The organism is Lysinibacillus sp. NPDC048646, assembly GCF_050272295.1.
Classification (GTDB): domain Bacteria; phylum Bacillota; class Bacilli; order Bacillales_A; family Planococcaceae; genus Lysinibacillus.
Window position 1 is genome coordinate 1 of sequence record NZ_JBNNLZ010000055.1, and the last position, 3,384, is coordinate 3,384.

The window sequence follows — 3,384 nt, forward strand, 5'->3', positions numbered from 1 at the left end:
CTCTTTAGCGCCGATGGTAGTTGGGGGCTTCCCCCTGTGAGAGTAGGACGTCGCTAGGCATCCAAAACAGTCAGCTGATTGCTGGCTGTTTTTTTTATAAGCTCTCTTTAACTTGATTGTTTGTTTGTATGAAATTAATAAGCATATTGGAGTTTTTGAACTGCTCTGGGTCAAGTAGATAGTGGGAATTTAATAAAACTTTAAACGGCTTAAGTCCTAAATTCTATTAGGCTTAAGCCGTTTAATCATTTCATTTCTAACTTCAATTTTTTTATCAGGTGTTAATTCTATTTCTGCTTTTGTTCCACCACGTTTGTCTCGTAAAGCTTCTTCACTATTTGCTTCAAGTTTCTTTACCCATTGGCATACCTGTTGATAAGAAACTTGATAGGCCTTTGCTATTAATTGATAGTTTCTCTGTTGTTTTAGGCAGTAGGAAACGATTTCAATACGTTCTTGTAATGTTATTTTTCTTTTATTAGTAATAAATTGATACATCCATTTATCCGAATCTTTTAAATCTCTATGAATGGTAAACTTTTAATCTATTTTATTAAAACAGACTCAATCGTAATCCCATATTTAGATATGGTTTGCATAAAGGAAAGTTCTCCAGCTATATATTCTTCTATAACTGCTGATTTTAGTTCTTTATGATATCTTATACATAAAGTAGCTTCTCGAAGCGAAACTTGTCCTAACGTCTCGTATTTGATCTTCCATCGTTCAATAGTTGTGGCAGATACTTCGAATTGTTTGCCTAAATCTTTCATAGAATAATGACCTTTACTTATTAAATCTAGAACGGTCAATCTCCATTCATATGTGCGTTTACTGCGACCCATAAAAAATAATCCCAATTTTATTTTTAAATTTATCTACCTAATAGAGAGCATATCGTTTTATTCTCAAATACCATTAAATTTCGAGTAGCAAATAATAAAAAAATGCACGTTTTAAAGTTTATTCGTAAGACTTAAAGTGCTTTAATTGATCTGTCGAAAGAGTAGGTCCATCAATTGTATAATGCTCAAATGGTCCTGAATGGTCTTTATCATGAGCAAAATAAACATAGACGACATTTGGTTCATCTGAAAAAATAACGTTTACCCAGTAACTTGGAAGACCAGCAAAGTACCATTTGGGATTCAATAGATTTTATAGCTTCCTTATGATAAGCCATATCTTCTATCAAATAGTTTTCGATTCTTTTTTCTTATAGTTGCATTTTGATTTGTACTGTACAAAGTGGAGTAAGCAATGCAATGACTAACGCAACTATCAAATCTTTTGCATCTGCCACCGCCTTACACAAATTTTGCCCAATTATTTAATAAGAACAAATTTTCCGTTTTCTCATTATAATATTATTTCTACAATTAATCCCAAAAGACCTTGTTACGCTATCATTTTTCTTGATGGAATCGTAAAGTTCGTTTCATTTAATGGAAGCAACTCTCCACTGCACATGTGTGAATACGTTATCCGAATCAAAAAGCTAGTGCATCTAAGAAATGATACCAGCTCAAATTTTGTTGCAAATATTCCGTAGCAACATCTTTGAATCGCATTTTCCATTGTTTCAAGCATTTGTGATAGTTATTAAGTTTTGAATATGATAAATACCTTTAGTTACGTTCTGCACCTGTTTTATAGGAGAACGTACTTTTATTAAAATTAGAAGTAGAACAGTTCAATACAATTAAAGACTCTGTAACTGCATAAGATTGCTTGGAAATTTTAGAGGTTAAAATGGAAGGCCAATTAGTTTTAACGTGTGTGACTTTGAAAAAACTCTATACATGTAATTTTATAAATTGTAGTTCAATGGAAGAAACAAAGAATAACGAGTACAGTAACATTGCTTCGACTAATTAAACAAGAGTAATTTACATTAAAGAAAGATATGCTAGATTGTAAAAAGTTTCAAAGTCAATCAAATAATTTATTTTATAATAAATATAGCCTTGTTAAACAAGTATCTAGGATTGAGCACTGTATTTAACAGAGCTCAATTCATTTTGGTCTTTTATTTTATATGAAGTAGAAACCATCGTTCATTTGACATTAATCTCTTGGTAAGTTCTAATTTCTTTATTTAATTCTTATAATGTAAAGATTACTTGAAAAAGGAGAGGGAATTTTGTGGATTGATGGCGTTTTTTCTGGTGGAGGTTTAAAGGGTTTTGCATTGGTTGGGGCGTATCAAGTTCTAGAAGATCAAAATTTCCGTTTTAAGAGAGTAGCCGGGACGAGTGCTGGGGCTATATTAGCTGCATTTATTGCTGCCGGATATAGTGGAAAAGAGATTGAATGTATGTTAGAAGAGTTAGATGTACCTTCTTTATTAGACCCTCGGAAAACATTTCTACCACTACCATTTATGAAATGGGTGAATGTATATAATCATTTAGGTTTATATAAAGGAAAAGCATTGGAAAAATGGTTCTTTCAAAAATTAGCGGTTAAAGGTGTTTATACTTTTGGCGATTTGCCCAAAGATTCATTGAAATTAGTAGCATCAGATTTAACTAATGGTAGAATGATTGTATTACCAGATGATTTGCAAAAGTATCATATCGATGCAGAGAATTTTTCCGTAGCATGTGCTTTACGTATGAGTTGTGGAATACCATTTTTTTTTGAACCAGTTACATTAAAAACTGGAAAGGGTGAATCTGTTATTGTTGATGGCGGGGTATTAAGTAACTTTCCTTTATGGATATTTGATGATGGCAATGGACGTAAGGTGCGGCCGATAATAGGTCTTAAATTAAGCCGCCGTAGCGAAGAACAATGCCCGCACGAAATAAAAAATGGCTTAAATTTATTTGAAGCATTATTTGCAACAATGAAGGGAGCACATGATGAAAGATATATATCAAGAAGACATGAAAGGGATATTATTTTTATCCCGGTAGATGATTATAGTGCTACACAATTTGATTTGAATGAAGAGACAAAGGAAACCTTATTAGAGATAGGAAGAAATCGTACTATACAATTTCTAAAGACCTGGCCAAGGTTTAGAATATGAAAACTAGTATTACTTTAAATAAATAATAAAAACTATTGACGTTCTACAAAGTAGATGATATTATAAGAAAGTTGCTGTTACGACATGTAACTACAACAATACAACAATATAAAAATAAAATAACAGGTTGACATTATATTGATAACATGTTATTATATAAAAGTTAGCTCTTAACGAAAAGAGTTAAGGTAAATGAACCTTGAAAACTGAACAAGCAAAACGTAATCAATAAAGTTTTTAGTAGCTAACTTTGGTAAGTGAACGAAACAAAATTTTGGACATCAAAATTGATGCCAGCAAAACAATTTGAGCTTATCAAATTTCTTTTATGGAGAGTTTGATCCTGG

General features: G+C 31.8%; 4 protein-coding genes. 1 reads left to right on the top strand and 3 read right to left on the bottom strand.

The genetic code is table 11. The features are described from left to right. Positions 1-216: 216 nt before the first annotated feature. The 3 genes from ACQKII_RS24565 to ACQKII_RS24575 all read right to left on the bottom strand — a co-directional run bounded on the left by ACQKII_RS24565 (position 217) and on the right by ACQKII_RS24575 (position 1,152). On the bottom strand, positions 217-498 hold the full coding sequence (locus ACQKII_RS24565) for a helix-turn-helix domain-containing protein (RefSeq protein ID WP_427463048.1): 282 nt from the start codon (positions 496-498) through the stop codon (positions 217-219). Between the two features lie 47 nt (positions 499-545). After that, the gene (locus ACQKII_RS24570; protein WP_427463049.1) at positions 546-845 is read right to left on the bottom strand and encodes a helix-turn-helix domain-containing protein; all 300 of its coding nucleotides are present in this window, start codon (positions 843-845) and stop codon (positions 546-548) included. A 118-nt stretch (positions 846-963) separates the two neighbouring features. Further along, positions 964-1,152: a hypothetical protein gene (locus tag ACQKII_RS24575; RefSeq protein ID WP_427463050.1), complete on the bottom strand. Its 189-nt coding sequence runs from the start codon at positions 1,150-1,152 to the stop codon at positions 964-966. Between the two features lie 991 nt (positions 1,153-2,143). On the opposite strand from ACQKII_RS24575, the gene ACQKII_RS24580 reads away from it, so the two are divergent. Further along, the gene (locus ACQKII_RS24580) at positions 2,144-3,037 is read left to right on the top strand and encodes a patatin-like phospholipase family protein (RefSeq protein ID WP_427463051.1); all 894 of its coding nucleotides are present in this window, start codon (positions 2,144-2,146) and stop codon (positions 3,035-3,037) included. The last annotated feature ends 347 nt before the right edge of the window (positions 3,038-3,384 follow it).

What these genes read in the sequence shown, in the direction of transcription:
- ACQKII_RS24565 (WP_427463048.1), bottom strand. Translation starts at nt 498, where the DNA reads ATGTATCAATTTATTACTAATAAAAGAAAAATAACATTACAAGAACGT.
- ACQKII_RS24570 (WP_427463049.1), bottom strand. Translation starts at nt 845, where the DNA reads ATGGGTCGCAGTAAACGCACATATGAATGGAGATTGACCGTTCTAGAT.